This window comes from Rhodococcus sp. IEGM 1379, from assembly GCF_030056815.1.
In the GTDB taxonomy this organism is placed as follows: Bacteria; Actinomycetota; Actinomycetes; order Mycobacteriales; family Mycobacteriaceae; genus Rhodococcus_F.
In genome coordinates, this window is the sequence record NZ_JASHKR010000065.1 from 1 (window position 1) to 6,167 (window position 6,167).

The following is a 6,167-nucleotide window of genomic DNA, read 5'->3' on the forward strand; positions in this document are numbered from 1 at the left end:
CGTACCACCGCTTCTACGGCGCGTGCCGCATCCTTCCGCAAGGCGACGAAGACGCAACCGACGTGCACCGCGCACGCCTGGCTCTCTGCGCCGCCACCCGTCAGGTCCTGGCCAACGGCCTCGAACTGCTCGGAGTTACCGCACCGGAGCAGATGTGAACGCACACCCCGCCGGACCCAAGCACGCCGAGCAGTTGCACACTGCCGGTCTGCCCGACCGTCCCGTCAGCCCCGAAGCCTTCGGTGAACTCGATCCACAGGTGTGGCCGCGCAACGCACGCCGCGGCGACGACGGTGAAGTGACTCTCGCCGGCGTCAAGGTCAGCGAACTTGCCGAAAAGTACGGCACGCCGCTTTTTGTCATCGATGAGGACGACTTCCGCTCGCGTTGCCGCGACATGGCCCGCGCCTTCGGTCCGGATGCCAAGGTGCACTACGCCTCCAAGGCGTTCCTGTGCGGCGAGATCGCACGCTGGGTTGCCGACGAGGGACTCTCCCTCGACGTCTGCTCCGGCGGGGAACTCGCAATCGCTCTGCATGCCGACTTCCCGGCCGAGCGAATTGCCATGCACGGCAACAACAAATCTGTCGCCGAACTGGCGGCCGGTGTTGCTGCCGGTGTCGGACACGTAGTGCTTGACTCGGCCATAGAGATCGAACGACTGAACCGCGTCGCCGGTGACGCGGGCGTCGTTCAGGACGTTTTGATCCGACTCACTGTCGGCGTCGAAGCGCACACCCACGAATTCATTTCCACCGCTCACGAGGATCAGAAGTTCGGATTTTCGTTGGCCGGGGGAGCAGCAATCGACGCCGTCCGTCGCGTCTTCGCCGCCGAAAACCTGCGTCTGGTCGGACTGCACAGCCACATCGGTTCGCAGATCTTCGACGTCGACGGCTTCGAGGTAGCAGCCCACCGAGTCATCGGATTGCTTCGTGACGTCGTCGCAGAGTTCGGCGTCGACAAGACCAAGCAGATTTCGATCATCGACCTCGGCGGCGGCATGGGAATCTCCTACGTTCCGTCCGACGACCCGCCGCCCGTCGACGAACTTGCAGCCAAACTCGGCCACATCGTGCGAAACGAATCCGCGCTGGTCGGCTTGCCTGAACCGACGCTGGCCGTCGAACCCGGCCGCGCCATTGCCGGACCGGGCACCGTCACGCTGTACGAAGTCGGCACCATCAAGGACGTCACCGTCGGCAACGCCCTGACCCGCCGCTACATCAGCGTCGACGGCGGTATGAGTGACAACATCCGAACTTCGCTCTACGGCGCCGAGTACGAAGCCAAGCTGGTTTCGCGCACTTCGACGGTCGATACCGTCGTAGCGCGCGTCGTCGGTAAGCACTGCGAGTCCGGTGACGTAGTCATTCGGGACACCTGGATGCCCGAGGATGTCGGACCCGGTGATTTACTTGCGGTAGCAGCGACCGGTGCATACTGCTATTCGATGTCGAGCAGGTACAACTTGCTCACCCGCCCAGCCGTAGTGGCGGTGCGTGACGGAGTTTCACGCGTGATTCTGCGGAGGGAAACAGTGGAAGATCTGCTTAGCTTGGAGGTATCGCAGTGACGAGCGAATCGGCGCATCGCGCTATCGGTGTGGCCGTTCTCGGCCTCGGTAACGTCGGTAGTGAAGTAGTTCGGATTATCCGTGAGCAGTCCGAGGAACTAGAGGCTCGCATCGGAGCTCCCTTGGAGCTGCGGGGAGTTGCCGTTCGTCGTATCGGTTCCGACCGCGGAATCCCCGAGGACATGCAGACGACGGACGCGGAATCGTTGGTCGCCCGCGACGACGTCGACATCGTCGTCGAGTTGATCGGCGGTATCGAACTGCCACGCAAGCTCGTTCTGTCCTCGCTCAACGCCGCGAAGTCCGTGGTCACCGCCAACAAGGCGTTGCTCGCAGACCACACGGGAGAGCTGGCCGAGGCCGCCGAGGCCAACGCGGTGGATCTGTACTTCGAGGCAGCTGTCGCGGGCGCGATCCCCGTCATTCGCCCGCTGACGCAGTCCCTCGCCGGTGACCGCGTCAACAAGGTCGCCGGAATCGTGAACGGAACCACCAACTTCATCCTCTCCGCGATGGCTGAAACCGGTGCCGATTACGAAGAGACTCTCGCCGAAGCCGGACGACTGGGCTACGCCGAAGCCGACCCCACTGCGGATGTCGAAGGTTACGACGCCGCAGCGAAGGCAGCGATTCTCGCGTCCATCGCTTTCCACACCCGCGTCACCGCGGCGGACGTGTACCGCGAGGGCATCTCCTCGATCACCTCGGCAGACCTCGCGTCGGCCAAGGCACTCGACTGCACGATCAAGCTACTCTCGATCTGCGAACGCATCACCACGCCCAAGGGCAAGGAGCGGATCTCTGCTCGTGTCTACCCGGCACTGGTTCCGCTCAGTCACCCGCTCGCCACCGTCAACGGCGCATTCAATGCCGTCGTCGTCGAAGCCGAGAACGCGGGACGCCTGATGTTCTACGGCCAGGGCGCGGGCGGCGCACCCACCGCTTCAGCGGTCATGGGTGACTTGGTCATGGCAGCACGCAACAAGGTTCACGGCGGCCGCGGACCCCGCGAGTCCAAGTACGCCAAGCTCAAGATTGCCCCCATGGGCGACATCCTCACGCGCTACTACGTGAACATGGAAGTAGCGGACAAGGCAGGCGTGCTGTCCGCAGTCGCCGCTGAGTTCGCCCAGCACGGCGTCAGTATTTCCGTGGTCCGTCAGGAAGGTGCCGGCGTCGGCGCCCGACTGGTGGTCGTCACTCATGTAGCAACCGACGCGGCTCTCTCCAACACCGTGGCGGCCCTCAACGAACTCGAATTCGTCACCGCTGTGACCAGCGTGCTGCGACTGGAAGGCACTGAACAATGACCGGCATCGTCAACCCCGTCCACAAGGCTTGGCCGGGACTCATCGAGGCATACCGGGATCGTCTGCCGATCGGCGACAACTGGAAGACCATCACCCTGCGTGAGGGCGGCACGCCGCTCCTGCCTGCCGGTCATCTCTCCGAAATCACCGGGTGCGACGTCTACCTCAAGGTCGAGGGTCTCAACCCCACCGGTTCGTTCAAGGACCGTGGCATGACGATGGCCGTCACGGACGCCTACGCTCGTGGACAGCGCGCCGTGCTGTGCGCATCCACCGGCAACACCTCGGCATCGGCTGCGGCATACGCATCCAAGGCCGGGATGACCTGTGCCGTCCTGATTCCGCAGGGAAAGATCGCCATGGGCAAGCTCGCTCAGGCAGTCATGCACGGCGCCAAGATCATTCAGGTTCAGGGCAACTTCGACGACTGCCTCGAACTCGCACGCAAGACCACCGCGGAGTTTCCGACCATCGGACTGGTCAACTCGGTCAACCCGGTGCGCATCGAAGGTCAGAAGACTGCAGCATTCGAGATCATGGACGTTCTCGGTAAAGCTCCCGACGTCCATGCTCTTCCCGTCGGCAACGCCGGAAACATCACCGCCTACTGGCGCGGTTACTCCGAGTACTACGCAGACGGTCTGACCTCGGTCAAGCCCCGCATGCTCGGTGTTCAGGCAGCCGGCGCTGCTCCGCTGGTCCTCGGCCACCCCGTCAAGGACCCGGAAACCATCGCTACCGCTATCCGCATCGGCTCGCCCGCTTCCTGGGACGGCGCTGTCGCGGCCAAGGAGCAGTCGGGTGGAGCATTCCGTTCCGCCACCGACGAGGAAATCCTCGCGGCTTACCACCTGATCGCCGCTACCGAAGGTGTCTTCGTGGAGCCGGCGTCGGCAGCCAGCGTTGCCGGCCTCCTCGCAGCCCGCGCTGAAGGATGGCTCGAGCCCGGACTGACGGTCGTGTGCACCGTGACCGGAAACGGCCTCAAGGACCCCGACACAGCTCTGAAGGGCATGCCGAACGTCGAGCCCATCGGCGTTGATCCCGTTGCCGTTGCGGCTGCCCTCGAGCTTGCATAGTGTCCGCGGATTCGTCGACTGCTCCACGGAACCCTTCCTCTGACATGACGAGAACGCTGCCAGTCGGAATTTCGGTGACCGCTCGTGTCCCGGCCTCGAGTGCAAACTTGGGGCCGGGGTTCGACACCCTCGGCTTGGCGCTGGGGTTGTACGACGAGATCGTCGTAACCACAACGGATTCCGGCCTGAGCATTCGCGTCGAAGGTGAAGGCGCAGCGGATGTGCCTTGGGGTCCTTCGCATCTGGTTGTTCGAGCCATCGAGCGCGGACTCGAAGCCGCCGGCGTCTGGGCTGGAGGCTTGGATGTGTTGTGCCGCAACGTGATCCCGCATTCACGCGGTTTGGGTTCATCCGCTTCCGCAGCGGTCGGCGGCCTGGCCGCCGCCAACGGCTTGGCTCGCGCGCTCGACGAGGAGCTCTGTCTCACGGACGAGCAGTTGGTGCAACTTTCCTCCGAGTTCGAAGGGCACCCCGACAATGCATCGGCGAGTGTCCTGGGCGGAGCAGTGGTTTCGTGGAGTTGCCCGTCGTCCGTCGAGGGCGACGAGCCGGTTTATTCGGCCGCCAAACTTGATGTTCACCCCGATATCCGTGCAGTGGCACTGGTTCCCGAGGAGCGATCCTCGACGGCACACACCCGTGGACTCCTCCCCTCGATGGTTCCGCACCAGGATGCGTCGTTCAACGCGAGCCGAAGTGCACTTGCCGTCGTCGCTCTGACGGCGCGGCCCGACCTGCTGATGGCTGCCACCGAGGATCGCTTGCATCAAACTCAGCGCGCTCCCGCTCTTCCACTGACAACCAAGTGGATCGGGATCCTGCGAGACGCCGGAATCGCGGCCACCGTCAGCGGCGCCGGCCCCACTGTGCTGGCTCTGAGCACGAGTCCGTTCCCGGCAGATCTCGCCGAGGCTGCGCGTGCCGACGGCCTTCGGGTGCTCGAACTCGGTATCGCGGCGGGTGTCGAGGTTCAGTCGACGCGGGTCTGATCCGCGTCTCGGTGTTTTCTGCAGTCGGGTGTAGAAGTTCGGGATAGTGCCCTGTAGTGAATTGACACACGCGAGTTTCCGATATTCTTGCCGGACTCGGGTATGGGCGCTATCCTGGCACTGTCCGTACATCGTGCGCGTCTGTCGCCGGTGCATCACCAGGGGGCCAAACTCCATCCCAATTGGGTTACTGGGGTCCACATTCCTTGGCATGATCCTCGCACTTGCACCTTCTGGCGAAGGTGTGAATCTTCAGTAGCGAATCCTCAATGGCCTCGTCTACACGATCGATTCACTTCGCGCAGCAGGTGCTGTGCAGGTTTGCGAGAGCATGGTTAGTTTGAAGCAGGAGCACTTCTCGCACCGGTTTCCGATAGTCATGTGATGGCGGACGAGCCGGCAGTTCTTGACATGCAACTCTCGACATGCAACTAAGTACGGCACCTCCGAGTTCGGTAATCAACTGAAACTTCGGGACGAACCCTCGACTCTGCGCAGCGCGAGTGAGGGAAGGAAAGGACCTCCGTGACCGATACGGACCTCATCGCCACCACTGCACCCTCCGCTGGGGCGCACACTGGCGACAATTCTCAGGCGTCATCTTCAGCACCCGACGGTGCGGTGGCGACCTCCACGAAGCGTGCCGACGCACGCCGTGGCGCCGGACTCTCCGGCATGGTGCTCACTGAACTGCGCAGTCTTGCCGGTGAACTGGGTATCAAGGGCACTTCCGGGATGCGCAAGGGCGATCTGATCGCAGCCATCAAGGAACGTCAGGGCGGTAGCAGTAAAGCTGCACCGGCCCAGAGCGAACTGACGCTCGACGAAGCTCCCGCAGCCCGCACTCGTGCCAAGAGCACGCGTGCGCCGCGTAACGAAACCGTTGAAGCGCCGGTGGCCGAGCCTGCCGAAGCACCCGCAGTGCGAGAAGTACCGGCGTCGCGAACCGAAACTTCCGAGGACGCAGACGCCGGCACTGCCCGTCGCGGACGCCAGCGTCGCGGTGCTTCGCGCCGTAGTGGTTCGCCGGATCAGCCTGAACTGAGCATCGAGCAGGAGTCGGCACCGGTCGCTCGTGAAGCCGATGCAAAGTCGGCCGAAGGGCCCGCAGTAGAGCCCAAGCAGAATGATCGCGTCGAGAGCAAGACCGATTCCGATCAGACCGGTTCTGCAGAGCCGACGAACGAGCGACCCCGTCGCGAGCGCAACAACC

General features: G+C 63.5%; 6 protein-coding genes. All 6 read left to right on the forward strand.

The genetic code is table 11. The features are described from left to right. Positions 1-158, forward strand: a 158-nt coding sequence (locus QM600_RS23240) for a DALR anticodon-binding domain-containing protein (protein ID WP_283263946.1), incomplete at its 5' end; no start/stop codon positions are given. Next, a complete protein-coding gene (gene lysA / locus QM600_RS23245; RefSeq protein WP_283263927.1) occupies positions 155-1,576 on the forward strand; it encodes a diaminopimelate decarboxylase in 1,422 nt (473 codons plus the stop codon). The genes QM600_RS23240 and lysA, both read left to right, overlap by 4 nt. Further along, the gene (locus QM600_RS23250; RefSeq protein WP_283263928.1) at positions 1,573-2,886 is read left to right on the forward strand and encodes a homoserine dehydrogenase; all 1,314 of its coding nucleotides are present in this window, start codon (positions 1,573-1,575) and stop codon (positions 2,884-2,886) included. Before lysA ends, QM600_RS23250 begins: the two co-directional genes overlap by 4 nt. Next, positions 2,883-3,965 (forward strand): threonine synthase, encoded by a 1,083-nt coding sequence (thrC, locus tag QM600_RS23255; RefSeq protein WP_283263929.1) that lies wholly within the window; start codon positions 2,883-2,885, stop codon positions 3,963-3,965. The genes QM600_RS23250 and thrC overlap by 4 nt, the downstream gene beginning before the upstream one ends. 44 nt (positions 3,966-4,009) lie before the next feature. Then, positions 4,010-4,954 (forward strand): homoserine kinase, encoded by a 945-nt coding sequence (gene thrB / locus QM600_RS23260; RefSeq protein WP_283263931.1) that lies wholly within the window; start codon positions 4,010-4,012, stop codon positions 4,952-4,954. 525 nt (positions 4,955-5,479) lie between these two features. After that, on the forward strand, positions 5,480-6,167 hold a 688-nt coding region (locus QM600_RS23265), incomplete at its 3' end, for a Rho termination factor N-terminal domain-containing protein (protein ID WP_283263933.1).